The 13,465-nt window shown below is 71.1% G+C and carries 10 protein-coding genes; 7 read left to right on the forward strand and 3 right to left on the reverse strand.

Going from position 1 to position 13,465, the window contains the following annotated elements:
* Window positions 1-10 precede the first annotated feature (10 nt).
* The 3 genes from WFJ36_RS03835 to ligA are packed head-to-tail and all read left to right on the forward strand — an operon-like array spanning window position 11 to window position 4,647.
* Window positions 11-1,186, forward strand: a complete 1,176-nt coding sequence (locus tag WFJ36_RS03835) for a cysteine desulfurase family protein (RefSeq protein ID WP_292789527.1) — start codon at window positions 11-13, stop codon at window positions 1,184-1,186.
* A gap of 9 nt (window positions 1,187-1,195) precedes the next feature.
* A complete protein-coding gene (mnmA, locus tag WFJ36_RS03840; protein ID WP_083391694.1) occupies window positions 1,196-2,293 on the forward strand; it encodes a tRNA 2-thiouridine(34) synthase MnmA in 1,098 nt (365 codons plus the stop codon).
* A gap of 38 nt (window positions 2,294-2,331) precedes the next feature.
* Window positions 2,332-4,647, forward strand: a complete 2,316-nt coding sequence (gene ligA, locus WFJ36_RS03845; RefSeq protein WP_071328548.1) for an NAD-dependent DNA ligase LigA — start codon at window positions 2,332-2,334, stop codon at window positions 4,645-4,647.
* Window positions 4,648-4,650: 3 nt separating this feature from the next.
* Here the strand turns inward: ligA and WFJ36_RS03850 are convergent, their stop codons facing one another.
* From WFJ36_RS03850 to WFJ36_RS03860, 3 genes are read right to left on the reverse strand one after another with little or no spacing between them, the layout of a single operon-like run.
* Window positions 4,651-5,145 carry a GNAT family N-acetyltransferase gene (locus WFJ36_RS03850; protein ID WP_336642685.1) on the reverse strand — a complete coding sequence of 165 codons (495 nt, stop codon included), beginning with the start codon at window positions 5,143-5,145 and terminating at the stop codon, window positions 4,651-4,653.
* On the reverse strand, window positions 5,142-6,989 hold the full coding sequence (locus tag WFJ36_RS03855; protein ID WP_396654741.1) for a DEAD/DEAH box helicase: 1,848 nt from the start codon (window positions 6,987-6,989) through the stop codon (window positions 5,142-5,144). The genes WFJ36_RS03850 and WFJ36_RS03855 overlap by 4 nt, the downstream gene beginning before the upstream one ends.
* Before the next feature lie 46 nt (window positions 6,990-7,035).
* Window positions 7,036-8,736 carry a long-chain-fatty-acid--CoA ligase gene (locus WFJ36_RS03860; protein ID WP_292789533.1) on the reverse strand — a complete coding sequence of 567 codons (1,701 nt, stop codon included), beginning with the start codon at window positions 8,734-8,736 and terminating at the stop codon, window positions 7,036-7,038.
* Between the two features lie 64 nt (window positions 8,737-8,800).
* Between WFJ36_RS03860 and gatC the strand changes: the two genes are divergently transcribed.
* The 4 genes from gatC to WFJ36_RS03880 are packed head-to-tail and all read left to right on the forward strand — an operon-like array spanning window position 8,801 to window position 13,433.
* The gene (gatC, locus tag WFJ36_RS03865) at window positions 8,801-9,100 is read left to right on the forward strand and encodes an Asp-tRNA(Asn)/Glu-tRNA(Gln) amidotransferase subunit GatC (RefSeq protein ID WP_025103377.1); all 300 of its coding nucleotides are present in this window, start codon (window positions 8,801-8,803) and stop codon (window positions 9,098-9,100) included.
* Window positions 9,097-10,614: an Asp-tRNA(Asn)/Glu-tRNA(Gln) amidotransferase subunit GatA gene (gene gatA / locus WFJ36_RS03870; RefSeq protein WP_071328552.1), complete on the forward strand. Its 1,518-nt coding sequence runs from the start codon at window positions 9,097-9,099 to the stop codon at window positions 10,612-10,614. The genes gatC and gatA overlap by 4 nt, the downstream gene beginning before the upstream one ends.
* Window positions 10,614-12,128, forward strand: a complete 1,515-nt coding sequence (gene gatB, locus WFJ36_RS03875) for an Asp-tRNA(Asn)/Glu-tRNA(Gln) amidotransferase subunit GatB (RefSeq protein WP_071328553.1) — start codon at window positions 10,614-10,616, stop codon at window positions 12,126-12,128. Before gatA ends, gatB begins: the two co-directional genes overlap by 1 nt.
* A gap of 48 nt (window positions 12,129-12,176) precedes the next feature.
* Entirely contained in the window at window positions 12,177-13,433 is a 1,257-nt protein-coding gene (locus tag WFJ36_RS03880; RefSeq protein ID WP_336642686.1) for a DNA polymerase IV, read from the forward strand.
* The last annotated feature ends 32 nt before the right edge of the window (window positions 13,434-13,465 follow it).

The raw sequence follows: 13,465 nt of genomic DNA on the forward strand, positions 1-13,465 counted from the left end.
GAATCGAAGCATGCGGCACTATCTCGACCACGCGGCGACCACCCCGCTGCGCCCGGAGGCCAGGGACGCGTGGCTGGAGGCATCGGTCATCGTCGGCAACGCCTCGTCGACGCACGGCGCCGGGCAGGACGCGCGCCGGGTGCTGGAGGAATCGCGGGAGCGCGTGGCGGCGGTCCTCGGGGCCGACCCGATCGAAGTGGTGCTGACCTCCGGCGGTACCGAGTCAATCAACCTCGCCCTCCAGGGACTGTGGCACTCGCGTCGTCCGGGGACGACCGCTGTCGTGGTGCCGGACGGCGAGCATCACGCGACGATGGACACGGTCGCAGCCCTGGTGGCGGATGGCGCCGAGGTGCGCGCGGTTCCGCTGTCTCCGCAGGCGCGGATCGACGAGGGCCGCTTCGCAGCGGCCCTTCCCGGGGCAGCACTCGCGACGGCGCTCGTAGCGAACAACGAGACCGGAACCATCAACGACGCGTCCGCCGTCGCTGCTGCGGCCGCGCACGCCGAAGTCCCGCTGCACCTCGACGCGGTCGCCGCGCTCGGACACCTGCCGCTGTCCTTCCGGGATCTCCGCGGCCATGCGGACGACGGCGTGGGCCTCGTGGCGCTCAGCATCGCCGGACACAAGGTCGGAGCGCCGGTCGGCGTCGGGGCGCTGGTGGTGGCGCGGTCGGCCCGGCTGACACCACTTCTGAGGGGTGGCGGCCAGCAGCGGGGTCTGCGCGCGGGCACCCAGGACGTGCCGGGAGCGGCGGCGCTGGCGACAGCGCTCGAACTCGCCGAGCGTGAGCGGGCCGCCGAGGGCGTCCGGGTGGGCGACCTGCGTGACCGCCTGGTCGAGGGCATCCGTGCGCGGGTGCCGGCGGCCGAGCTCCTCGGCGACCCCGATCACCGCCTCCCCGGCACGGCTCATCTGCTCTTCCCCGGCGCGGTGGGGGAGAGTCTGTTGTTCCTGCTGGACGTCGCCGGGGTGTCCGCCTCGACGGGTTCCGCCTGTCAGGCGGGGGTCGCCGAGCCCTCACACGTCGTGATGGCGATGGGGCGCAGCGAGACGGACGCCCGGAGCGTGCTGCGTTTCTCCCTGGGGCGCACCTCCACTACCGAGGATGTGGATGCGGTGCTCGCCGCGATCGGCGAGGCCTACGCGCGCGCATCCGGGTCCCGCGCAGCCAGGCGCTCGTAGACTGGACCCATGCGAATCCTTGCGGCCATGAGCGGTGGTGTGGACTCCGCCGTCGCGGCCGCGCGTGCCGTCGAGGCGGGGCACGACGTCGTCGGCGTGCACCTGGCGCTCTCCCGCGCCGGGGGGACGCTGCGCACAGGGAGCCGGGGCTGCTGCACGATCGAGGACGCCCTCGACGCGCGCCGGGCCGCCGACCTCCTGGGGATCCCCTTCTACGTGTGGGACTTCTCCGAGCGCTTCCGCGATGACGTGATCGACGACTTCGTCGCGGAGTACCGCGCCGGCCGCACCCCGAACCCGTGCATGCGGTGCAACGAGAAGATCAAGTTCGCCGCCCTGCTGGAGCGAGCTCTGGAGCTCGGCTTCGACGCCGTCTGCACCGGGCACTACGCGACCCTCCTCGATGGCCCGGACGGGCTCGAACTGCACCGCGCCTCGGACAACGCGAAGGACCAGTCGTACGTGCTCGGCGTCCTCACGGCCGATCAGCTCGCGCACACCTATTTCCCGCTGGGCACCACGCCGTCGAAGGCGCTCGTGCGGGCGGAGGCCGAGCAGCGCGGTCTCAGCGTCGCCCAGAAGCCGGACAGCCACGACATCTGCTTCATCCCGGACGGCGACACCCGGGGCTGGCTGGCCGAGAAGGTCGGCACGGCCACCGGCGAGATCGTCGACCGCACCGGTGCCGTCGTCGGTGCGCACGAGGGCGCCCACGCCTTCACGGTCGGTCAGCGGCGCGGACTCAAGCTCGGCGTCCCGGCGGCGGACGGCAAGCCGCGCTTCGTGCTCGAGGTGCGCCCCGTGTCGAACACGGTGGTCGTCGGCCCGAAGGAGGCTCTGGCGATCGCCGAGATCGCGGGGGAGCGGCTCAGCTGGGCCGGCGCCGCGCCGACCGCGTCGGTGTTCGCGTGCGACGTGCAGATCCGTGCGCATGCCGAGCCGGTACCCGCCACCGCCACCGTCACGACGGAGGGCGTCCGCGTCGTGCCCGATTCTCCGCTTGACGGTGTCGCCCCCGGGCAGACCGCCGTGCTGTACATCGGCACGCGCGTGCTCGGGCAGTTCACCATCGATTCCACCGTCTCCGCGGTCCCGGTCGGCGTCTGATCCGGGCGGATGTCGGTCGCCGCTCCTAGACTGACGGAGTGCCGGAGAACATCTCACTGGAAGACGCCCGCCGCGAGGCCGAGGAGCTGACCACCCGCATCCTCGAGGCGAAGGACGCGTACTACGGCCGCGATACCTCACTCGTCGACGATGCCACGTACGACGGCTGGATGCGGCGCCTGGAAGAGCTCGAGCGCCTGCACCCCGAGTTGCAGGGGCAGGACTCGCCGACGCAGATGGTCGGCGCCGCGGAGGCGACCGGGCTCGCGACGATCGAGCACGCCGAGCGGATGCTCAGCCTCGACAACGTCTTCTCCATCGAGGAGCTGCGCGAATGGGCGCAGAAGACGCGGGCCGCCGCCGGGCGGGACGTCGACTGGTTGACCGAACTGAAGATCGACGGCCTCGCGATCAACCTGCGGTATGAGAACGGCGTGCTGACATCGGCCGCGACCCGTGGCGACGGCCGGGTGGGCGAGATCGTCACCGAGAACGCGCTCCGGCTCCCGGAGATCCCCGAACGGCTCGCCGGGGAGGGGCACCCGCCGATCGTCGAGGTCCGCGGAGAGGTCTTCATCCCGGTCGCCGCGTTCGAGCGGCTGAACGCGGCGCAGGCGGCGTTCCGAGACCGCGCGTATGCGGACGCCCTCGCGCGCTGGGAGGCCAGGGGTGGCGCGAAGAAGCCGTTCGACGAGGAGAAGGCGCGCACCGCGGCGGCACGGCGTTTCCCAGCCTTCGCGAATCCCCGCAACGCGGCCAGTGGCGGCCTGCGGCAGCAGATCGACAAGAAGGACGGCTTGGAGCTGGAAGCGGGGCTGCTGCGCATCGAGTCGCTCGCGCTGTACGTGCACGGCATCGGTGCCTGGACGAACCCGCCGGTCGCGGCCCAGAGCCAGGTGTACGAGCTGCTATCGGCCTGGGGCCTGCCGACCAGCCCGCACACGAAGGTGTGCCGGAGCATCGACGACGTCGTCACCTTCGTCGAGTACTACGGCGAGCATCGGCACGACATCGAGCATGAGCTCGACGGCATCGTGGTCAAGGTCGACGAGCTCGACCTGCATGACGAGCTGGGAGCGACGAGTCGGGCGCCCCGCTGGGCGATCGCGTACAAGTACCCGCCGGAGGAGGTGCAGACGAAGCTCCTCGACATCGTCGTCTCCGTCGGTCGCACCGGTCGTGCGACGCCCTTCGCGGTGATGGCGCCGGCGCACGTCGCCGGATCCGTGGTCCGTCAGGCGACGCTCCACAACAAGGACGTGGTCAAGGCCAAGGGCGTCCTCATCGGCGACACCGTGGTGCTGCGCAAGGCAGGCGACGTGATCCCCGAGGTGCTCGGCCCCGTGGTCGAGAAGCGGGACGGGACCGAGCGGGAGTTCGTCATGCCCGTCGATTGCCCCGAGTGCGGCACACCGCTGCGCGCCATGAAGGAGGGGGACATCGATCTCCGGTGCCCGAACGCCCGCTCGTGCCCCGCCCAGGTGCGCGGACGCGTCGAGCACATCGGCTCGCGAGGAGCCCTCGATGTCGAGGCCCTTGGCGAGGTGACGGCGGCGGCCCTGACCCAGCCCACATCCCCGGCGGAGCCTCCCCTGATCACGGAAGCGGGGCTGTTCGCCCTGACCCTGGAGCAGCTCGTGCCGATCGAGGTCGTCGTGCGCGATGCGGAGACGGGTCTGCCGCGCGAGGACGAGGACGGCCTCGTGAAGACCCGCGCGCCGTTCCGACGGAACCCGACCGCGGCCGAGAAGAAGTCGGGTCTGGAGGGTCCGCAGCCGTCTTCCCAGGCGCTGACCCTGCTGGCGGAGCTGGAGAAGGCGAAGACCAAAGACCTCTGGCGGCTCCTCGTCGCGCTCAACATCCGGCACGTCGGACCGGTCGCCGCGCGGGCGCTCGCGCAGTGGTTCGGGTCGCTGGATGCGATCCGTGCCGCGTCGCGCGAGGAGCTGGCGGCGGTCGAGGGCGTGGGCGGCATCATCGCCGACTCCCTGCGCGCCTGGTTCGAGGTCGACTGGCACCAGGAGATCGTCCAGCAGTGGGCGGAGGCGGGCGTGCAGTGGGCGACACCGGGCCACCCGGGACCGGGAGCGGCGGTCGCGGCCGGGGGAGTGCTGGAGGGACTCACCGTGGTGGCCACGGGCTCTCTCGACGGGTACACCCGCGAGGGGGCGCAGGAGGCGATCATCAAGGCCGGCGGAAAGGCGGCCTCGAGCGTGTCCAAGAAGACGGACTTCGTGGCCGCGGGGCCGGGAGCCGGCTCCAAGCTTGCGAAGGCGGAGGAGCTCGGTGTCCGCATCCTCGACGCCGCGCAGTTCCACGTCCTGGTCACCGAGGGGCCTGCGGCGCTGGACTGAGGATCAGGCGCTCTCCGGCGCCGCCGTGGTGGGAGCGAGGAACTGCCGCAGCCGTGGGGAGTCCGCGAACCCCAGCTCCTGATAGAGCCCGACGGCTGCTTCGCTCGAGTGCACGGTGATCCGTTCGGCGCCCACGGAGACTGCGTGAGCGCAGGCCGCGGCGATGAGACCGCGCCCCGCTCCTCGTCCCCGATGCTCGGGAAGGACGAAGACGCTCTGGATGTCCGCGGAGAGGCGGTGGGGAGCACCCGGCCGCGGCACGCGAGGCACGAGGGCGACCCACGCCGCGCCGACGATGCGGTCGTCGTCATCGCCACGCGCGACGAAGGCCACGTGGGTGCGGTCGTGGGCCCGCCACCAGTCGCCCAGCTCGGCGGTGAAGGCGTCGAGCGACCGACCGGCCGTCAGGTCCGCGGGCACGTCCTCCCACTTGAGCTGGGCGAGCGCGGCCAGATCCTCCCTGCCGGCGCGGTCGATGCGCATTGTCGGTCCGCTCAAGCCTTGTGGCGGGGCTTACGGAAGGGCTTCTCCTCGCGGTCGCGGGGCGCCGGGCGATCGTCGCGGTCGCGCCGATCGGTCCGGTCGTAGCGGGGCGGTCGGCCACGGCCGTCGCCGTCGCGCGAGGACGACCCGCGGCGCGCCCCGGGCCCACGGTCGGGGGCGATCTCGATCAGGCGTCCCGAGATGCGCGTGTCGCGGAGCTTGTCGAGGACGGCGGGGTCGAGGTTCGCCGGGAGCTCGACGATCGAGAAGTCGGGACGGATGTTGATCGCGCCGAAGTCGTCGCGGCCCAGGCCGCCTTCGTTCGCCAGCGCGCCGACGATCTGCCGCGGTTCGACGCGGTGCCGCCGTCCCACCTCGATCCGGTAGGGGGTGTAGTCGCCGCGCCCGCGACGCTCCCGGGGCTCCCGCGGCTCCCGCGTCTGCCGCTCGCGCGGCGGACGGTTGTCGGCGGCCACCGCCTGCGCCAGGGCGTCCTGCGCGGGGTCGAGCAGCAGCGGGGTGGAGCCCTGGGCGACCACGGCGAGAGCGGCCGCGACGTCACCCTCCGGCACGTCGTGGTGCCGGACGTAGTGGGCGATGATGTCGCGGAACGCGTCGATGCGCGACGTCTCCGACAGTGCGGTCGTGATGGCGTCGTCGAAGCGGGCGAGCCGCGTCGTGTTCACGTCCTCGGTGCTCGGCAGCTGCATCTGCGTGGGCTGCTGACGCGTCGCCTTCTCGATGTGCTTGAGCAGGTAGCGCTCGCGCGGGGTGATGAAGCTGATCGCGTCGCCCGTCCTTCCGGCCCGTCCGGTCCGTCCGATGCGGTGCACGTACGACTCGGTGTCGGTGGGGATGTCGAAGTTGACGACGTGGCTGATGCGCTCGACGTCGAGGCCGCGGGCGGCGACGTCCGTGGCGACGAGGATGTCGAGCTTGCCGTCCTTGAGCTGGTTGACGCTCCGCTCGCGCTGCACCTGCGGCACGTCACCGTTGATCGCGGCGGCGGAGTACCCGCGGGCGCGGAGCTTCTCGGCCAGGGTCTCGGTCTCGTTCTTCGTGCGGACGAAGACGATCATCCCGTCGAAGTTCTCCACCTCGAGGATGCGGGTCAGCGCGTCCACCTTCTGCGCATACGAGACGACGAGGTAGCGCTGGGTGATGTTCGTGTTGGTCGCGGTCTTGGACTTGACCGTGATCTCCTCCGGGTCGCGGAGGTACTGCTGCGCGAGGCGGCGGATCTGCGCGGGCATCGTGGCGGAGAACAGGGCGACCTGCTTCTCCTCGGGGGTCTGAGCGAGGATCTGCTCGACGTCCTCCGCGAAGCCCATCTTCAGCATCTCGTCCGCCTCGTCCAGCACGAGGTACTGGAGCTCGGAGAGGTCGAGGGTGCCCTTGGCCAGGTGGTCCATGATGCGGCCGGGGGTGCCGACCACGACGTGCACGCCGCGGCGGAGGGCGGACAGCTGCACACCGTATCCCTGACCGCCGTAGACGGGCAGCACGTGCACGCCCTTCATGCGGGAGGCGTAGGACTCGAACGCCTCGCAGACCTGCAGCGCGAGCTCACGGGTCGGTGCGAGGACGAGGGCCTGCGGCGTCTTCTGCGCGACGTCGAGCCGCTCCAGCACGGGCAGCGCGAAGGCGGCGGTCTTGCCGGTTCCGGTCTGCGCCATGCCGACCACGTCGCGGCCGGCGAGCAGCGTCGGGATGGTCGCGGCCTGGATGGGGGACGGCGTCTCGTAGCCGAGGTCCTTGATGGCCTTGAGGACGGGCCCGGTGATGCCGAGGTCCTCGAATCCGGGGGTTGCAGGGGACTCGTCGGGGGCGTCGGCGGGGGTCACTTCTTCAGGGGTCACTTCCCAAGGGTAGCGCGCCCGGCCCCCCGCTTCCTGTGGGGCCGGCTCAGGCCCCCGACGTGAGGGCGAGCAGCTTCTCCTTCACCTGCCGGCGCAGCACCTTGCCGATCAGCGACTTCGGCAGCTCCTCGACGATGAACACGCGGCGCGGCACCTTGTACGGCGTGAGGATGCTGCGCGCATACTCGCGGATCGCCTCCATGTCGACGTCGGCACCGGGATCGACGACGATGGCCGCGACGACCTCTTCGCCCGAGTGGTCGCTGGGCAGCCCGACGACCGCCGCGTCGGCGACCGACGGATGCTGGCGCAGCGCGTTCTCCACCTCGGTCGGGGCGACGTTGAAGCCGCCGGTGATGATGAGCTCCTTGATGCGGTCGACGATGCGCACGAAGCCGCCGTCGTCGATCGTGACGATGTCGCCCGTCCGGTACCAGCCATCGACGAACACAGCCTCGGTCTCCTCGGGCTTGCCGTAGTAGCCGGAGAACACCTGCGGGCCTCGCACGATGAGTTCGCCGGCGGAACCGGCCGGGACGTCCTCGGTGGGATTCTCCGGATCGACGACGCGGCACTCCGTGCCCGGGAGAGGGAGTCCTACGGTGCCGGGAACCCGGTTGTCGGCGACCGGGTTCGCCATGAGGACGGGCGAGCACTCGCTCAGCCCGTAGCCCTCGACGAGGTAGCCGTGCGTGGCGGCCTCGAACGGGACGACGAGCTCGTGCGGCAGCGCCATCGCGCCGGAGATCGCGACCTCGATGCCCTCGAGGGAGACGCCCTTGGCGTTCGCGGCGGCGAGAAGCCGGTCGGCGATGGGTGGGACGAGCGGGAGGAACGTCGCCGGATGCTTCTTGACGACGTCGAGCACGAGGTCCGGGTCGAACTTCGGGAACAGCACCAGACGCGCGCCCATCGACATCGCGAAGGTGAGGCAGAGCGTCAGTCCGTAGGCGTGGAACATGGGCAGCACGGCGTACACGACGCAGCCCTTGCCGCGCTGGATCGACGGCACCCAGGCCTGGGACTGTGCGGCGTTGGCGAGGAGGTTGCGGTGCGTGAGGGCGGCGCCCTTCGGCGTGCCGGTGGTCCCGGACGTGTACTGGATGATCGCCAGGTCGTCCGTGCCCGGCTGGGGATGCGAGGCGGGGATCGGGTCACCGGCGAGCACCGACTCCCAGAGCACGGTGCCGCGGACGCGCTCGGTCAGCGCAGCCCGCGACTCCCTCGCCTTCGCGACCGGCAGCCGGAGGGCGAAGCGGGTGAGGGCCGGCATCGCGCGCGTGACGTCCACGGACACGAGGGTCGAGACGGCCAAGTCGCTCGGGAACTCCTGGACTGTCGCGACGACCTTGTTCCAGACGATCGCGTGCTTGGCCCCGTGGTCCTCGAACTGCTTGCGCAGTTCGCGAGGGGTGTAGAGCGGGTTGTGCTCGACCACGACCGCACCGAGCCGCAGCACCGCGTAGAACGCGATGATGTGCTGCGGGCAGTTCGGCAGGACGATGGCGACCGGGTCACCGGCGCGGACGCCGAGATCACGGAGCCCCGCCGCGGCGCGATCGATCGCCTCCTGCAGCTGCGCGTAGGTGGTCTCCCGGCCGAAGAACTGCAGGGCCGGGGCATCCGGGTAGTCCCTGGCTGATGCGGCGACGATGTCCACGAGGGAGCCGCTGACGGGGGCGAGGTCCTCCGGAACGCCGTCGGCGTAGCTGGCGATCCACGGGCGAGGGGGCTGGAACGTGCTCACGCGCCCAGCTTAGGCGGGCCGCGCCGCGCCGAGCGGCGGGCGGCTCGCCAACTAGACTGGGGGCGTGTCTGAAATCACCCCTGATCTTGTGCGCCATCTCGGCGTGCTCGCGCGCATCCAGCTGAACGACGACGAGGTGACGCGGCTCACGGGCCAGCTCGACGCCATCGTCGACAACATCGCCAAGGTGTCCGAGGTCGCGACCGCCGATGTCGCCGCGACCAGCCACCCGATCCCGCTGAGCAACGTGTTCCGTCCCGACGTGGTCGGCGAGACGCTCACGCACGAGCAGGTGCTGCAGAACGCCCCGGACCAGGCCGACGGCCGGTTCCGCGTCACCGCGATCCTGGGAGAAGAGCAGTGAGCGACATCATCCGGCTGACCGCGGCGGAACTCGCCGACAAGCTCGCGACGCGGGAGGTCTCCAGCGTCGAGGCCACGCAGGCGCACCTCGACCGCATCGCCCAGGTCGACGACGACGTCCATGCGTTCCTGCACGTCAACGAGCATGCCCTCGGCGCGGCGGCAGACATCGACGCTCGTCGCGCCGCGGGGGAGGACCTCGGGCCGATCGCCGGTGTCCCGCTCGCGATCAAGGACGTGCTCGTCACAACGGATCAGCCGACCACGAGCGGCTCGCGGATCCTCGAGGGGTACCGCTCGCCGTACGACGCGACAGTCGTGGCCCGCTCCCGAGCTGCCGGCCTCATCGCGCTCGGCAAGACGAACATGGATGAGTTCGCGATGGGCTCCTCGACGGAGCACTCCGCCTACGGCCCGACCCGCAACCCCTGGGACCTCGACCGGATCCCCGGCGGCTCGGGTGGGGGCTCTGCCGCCGCCGTCGCCGCCTTCGAGGCACCGCTCGCCCTCGGCTCCGACACCGGCGGATCGATCCGCCAGCCTGCGCACGTGACCGGCACGGTCGGCGTGAAGCCGACCTACGGCGGCGTCAGCCGCTACGGCGCCATCGCGCTGGCGTCGAGCCTCGACCAGGTCGGCCCGGTCACCCGCACAGTGCTCGATGCGGGTCTGCTGCACGACGCGATCGGCGGCCACGACCCGAAGGACTCCACGTCGCTCGACGAGCAGTGGCCGTCCTTCGCGGCGGCCGCACGCGAGGGTGCGCGCGGGGACGGCCTCAAGGGTCTCCGCGTCGGCGTCATCCGCGAGCTTCCCGACAGCGGTTTCCAGCCGGGCGTCGCGGCCTCGTTCCGCAGCGCGCTGGCGCTGCTCGAGGCGCAGGGCGCCGAGATCGTCGAGATCGGTGCACCGCACTTCGAGTACGGCGTCGCGGCCTACTATCTGATCCTGCCGGCCGAGGCCTCGAGCAACCTGGCCAAGTTCGACTCGGTCCGCTTCGGCCTCCGGGTCACACCGGCGGGCAACCCGACGGTGGAGGACGTGATGTCCGCGACCCGCGACGCCGGTTTCGGCGACGAGGTCAAGCGCCGCATCATCCTCGGCACCTACGCTCTGTCGGCCGGATACTACGACGCGTACTACGGCAGCGCGCAGAAGGTCCGCACGCTCATCCAGCAGGACTTCGCCGCGGCCTTCGCCGATGTCGACGTCATCGCCACGCCGTCGGCCCCGACCACGGCCTTCAAGCTCGGCGAGAAGATCGACGACCCGCTGCAGATGTACCTGAACGACATCACCACGATCCCGGCGAACCTCGCCGGTGTCCCCGGCATCTCGATCCCGAGCGGTCTCTCGGATGACGACGGGCTGCCCGTCGGCATCCAGTTCCTCGCTCCCGCGCGGGAGGACGCCCGCCTCTACCGGGTGGGTGCCGCCCTCGAGACGCTGCTCGTGGATTCCTGGGGCGCGCCGCTGCTGTCCCGTGCCCCCCAGCTGGAAGGAGGCGCGCGCTGATGGCCGCCGCCAAGCTCATGGACTTCGACAAGGCGCTCGAGCTGTTCGAGCCGGTCCTCGGATTCGAGGTGCACGTCGAGCTCAACACGAACACGAAGATGTTCTCCGACGCTCCCAACCCCGCGAACGAGGCGTACCACGCGGCGGAGCCGAACACGCTGATCGCCCCCGTCGACCTGGGACTGCCCGGTGCGCTGCCGGTCGTCAACGAGACGGCCATCCGCTCGTCGATCAGCCTCGGCCTCGCGCTCGGCTGCTCGATCGCGGAGTCCAGCCGGTTCGCCCGGAAGAACTACTTCTACCCGGACCTCGGCAAGAACTACCAGATCTCCCAGTACGACGAGCCGATCGCCTTCGAGGGGTCGGTCGAGGTGGAGCTCGAGGACGGCACCATGGTGACGATCCCGATCGAGCGCGCGCACATGGAGGAGGACGCCGGCAAGCTCACGCACATGGGCGGCTCGACCGGCCGGATCCAGGGCGCCGAGTACTCGCTCGTCGACTACAACCGCGCCGGCGTCCCGCTCGTCGAGATCGTGACGAAGACGATCTTCGGCACCGATCACCGGGCTCCCGAGGTCGCCAAGGCGTACGTCGCCGCGATCCGCGACATCGTCCGCGGACTCGGCATCTCCGAGGCTCGGCTGGAGCGCGGCAACCTGCGGTGCGACGCCAACGTCTCGCTCCGTCGTCGGGGTGAGGAGAAGCTCGGCACGCGCACGGAGACGAAGAACGTCAACTCCATGCGATCCGTGGAGCGCGCGGTGCGGTACGAGATCCAGCGTCAGGCGCAGATCCTCGCCGACGGCGGCACCATCATCCAGGAGACCCGGCACTGGCACGAGGACACCGGGACCACCTCTCCCGGACGTCCGAAGTCGGACGCCGACGACTACCGGTATTTCCCCGAGCCGGATCTGCTTCCGGTGCAGCCGCCGCGCGAGCTGATCGAGGAGCTGCGCGCCGCCCTGCCCGAGCAGCCCGTCGCCCGTCGGCGCCGACTCATGGACGAGTGGGGCTTCACCCCGCTGGAGTTCCAGGACGTGCGCAACGGCGGTCTGCTCGATGTCGTCGAGGCCACGATCGCCGCCGGGGCCACGCCGGCCGCGGCACGGAAGTGGTGGACGGGGGAGATCACCCGCCTCGCCAATGCGCAGGAGGAGGATGCGGTCGACCTCGTCAGCCCGGAGAACGTCGCGGCGCTGCAGCAGCTCGTCGACGCCGGGACGCTGACCGACAAGCTCGCACGCCAGGTGCTGGAGGGCGTGATCGCCGGTGAGGGCACGCCGCAGGAGGTCGTCGACGCACGCGGTCTCGCCGTGGTCTCGGACGACGGTGCGCTCATCGCGGCGATCGATGAGGCTCTCGCCGCCCAGCCCGATGTGATGGCCAAGATCCAGGACGGCAAGGTCCAGGCCGCGGGTGCCATCATCGGTGCGGTCATGAAGGCCATGAAGGGCCAGGCCGACGCCGCCCGCGTCCGCGAACTCATCCTCGAGCGCGCCGCGCAGTGATTCTCGCCCCTGGGCCTCCATGTCGGAGGCCCAGGGGACAATGGATTCATGGGACACGGTGATGGCAGAGGCCGCATGGTGTCCTCGGCCGATGCCGACGACTCCGGTACGCGCATCCTCCACGTCGACATGGACGCGTTCTATGCGGCCGTCGAGGTGCTGGACGACCCGAGTCTTCGCGGACTGCCGCTGATCATCGGGGCTCCGGATGGCCGCTCCGTGGTCTCCAGCGCCTCCTACGAGGCACGGCGCTACGGCGTGCGCTCCGCGATGCCCGTGTCGCAGGCCCTCCGGCTGTGCCCCACGGCACGGATCGTCCCGCCGCACTTCCACCGGTACCAAGAGGTCTCGCGGCAGGTGATGGCGATCTTCGAGTCGTTCACGCCGCTCGTGGAGCCGCTGTCGGTGGACGAGGCGTTCCTCGACGTACAGGGTGTGCGCCGGCTCTGGGGGAGCCCCGCCGGGATCGCGGCCCAGATCCGTGAGCGCGTCCTCGCGGAGGTCGGCATCACGTGCAGCGTCGGCGTGGCCGCGACCAAGCATGTGGCGAAGATGGCGTCGACCATGGCCAAGCCGGACGGGATGCTCGTGGTCGCGGAACGCGACACTCTCGCCTTCCTCGCGCCGCGCCCCGTGCGAGCGCTGTGGGGCGTGGGGCCGAAGGCGGCGGAGGCACTGGAGGCCCGCGGCCTCCGCACGATCGGCGACCTCCGCACCGCATCGCCCGAGATGCTGGACCGCGCCGTGGGGCCGGCGCTGAGCGCGAGGCTCGCGCAGCTGGCGCGGGGGGAGGACGCGCGTGCGGTCGACACGGAGCGCGTGGAGAAGAGCATCGGACACGAGGAGACCTTCGACCACGACATCACGGATCGTGCCTTCCTCCGCGCCGAGCTGCTCCGGCTGGCCGATCGCGTGGGCGCCCGCCTGCGCCATGCAGAGTGGGAGACCTCCACGGTCGCGATCAAGATCCGTTTCGACGACTTCCGCACCGTCAGCCGCTCCCAGACATTGCCGGAGCCGACCGCGGTCGGCCAGCGCATCGGCGAGGCAGCGCAGGGCCTGTTCGCGCTCATCGAGCGTCGTGATCCCATCCGCCTTGTGGGCGTCCGTGCCGAGAACCTCCGGCCCGCAGGAGGCAGCGCGCTGGCGCTGTGGGACGAGGACGAGGACTGGCGCAAGGTCGAAGGGGCCGTCGACGAGGCCATGGCGCGGTTCGGTTCGGCGACGATCAGCAGGGCGCGCCACATCGGACGCGGTGAAGGACGGGGCGCCGCGCGGCATCCGAAGGACCACGGCGTCGATTGACCGCGCGCCGCAGGCCGCCGTCGGCTACCGTG

Source organism: Microbacterium sp. MMO-113, assembly GCF_037148555.1.
Taxonomy (GTDB): Bacteria; Actinomycetota; Actinomycetes; order Actinomycetales; family Microbacteriaceae; genus Microbacterium.

What these genes read in the sequence shown, in the direction of transcription:
- WFJ36_RS03835 (WP_292789527.1), top strand. Translation starts at nt 11, where the DNA reads ATGCGGCACTATCTCGACCACGCGGCGACCACCCCGCTGCGCCCGGAG.
- mnmA (WP_083391694.1), top strand. Translation starts at nt 1,196, where the DNA reads ATGCGAATCCTTGCGGCCATGAGCGGTGGTGTGGACTCCGCCGTCGCG.
- gatB (WP_071328553.1), top strand. Translation starts at nt 10,614, where the DNA reads ATGGCCGCCGCCAAGCTCATGGACTTCGACAAGGCGCTCGAGCTGTTC.
- WFJ36_RS03880 (WP_336642686.1), top strand. Translation starts at nt 12,177, where the DNA reads ATGGGACACGGTGATGGCAGAGGCCGCATGGTGTCCTCGGCCGATGCC.